Source organism: Mesorhizobium sp. M4B.F.Ca.ET.089.01.1.1 (assembly GCF_004022605.1).
GTDB lineage: Bacteria > Pseudomonadota > Alphaproteobacteria > Rhizobiales > Rhizobiaceae > Mesorhizobium > Mesorhizobium abyssinicae.
In genome coordinates this window covers 1-509 of sequence record NZ_RZOS01001316.1, presented here as the reverse complement: position 1 = coordinate 509, position 509 = coordinate 1, and the positions used below count along the sequence as shown (strand labels likewise).

Annotated in this window: 1 pseudogene; it reads left to right on the top strand. The window is 62.9% G+C overall.

Features of this window, described 5'->3' with window-relative positions:
* Positions 1 to 81: 81 nt before the first annotated feature.
* A pseudogene (locus EN780_RS37320) lies at positions 82 to 509 on the top strand (IS110 family transposase); the annotation flags it as partial.

Below are 509 nucleotides of genomic sequence, written 5' to 3'. Positions count from 1 at the left end.
TATCGGAACAGCTAGGGAAGGGGAGGTACGTTAGCAAGCGAATTTCAAGACCGGTGCCTTAAACCGCTCGGCCATCCCTCCCGCGTCGGCCCCGACGCCGGCTCGCTGTTGTCCTCGCCGCACCCGGAACTGTTGAAGTTCGGGCGGCGATGTGCCCGGAAACCAATATGTGCGCCGCGATGTCGGCTCAGTGCAACAAAACCGACAAGGCCGATGCGCTCGGCATCGCCCACATCATGCGCACCGGGTGGTTCCGACAGGCTCATAACAAGTCTGAAAGCTGCTACCGAACCGAGCTTCTGCTGACACACCGCCGCAATCTGAAGGGCCAAGTTCCTCGACCTGGAGAACGCCATCCGCCATTCGCTGAAGGCATTCGGCATCCGCCTGAGCAAGGTCGGGCGAGGGGCTTTCGAGCAGGCGGTGAGCGCCGCGGTGGCGGAGATCCGCTGTCGTCCGAGCTGATGGACGCCATGCTGCTGTCGGCACGCGCAGCAGGCAGTATTGCC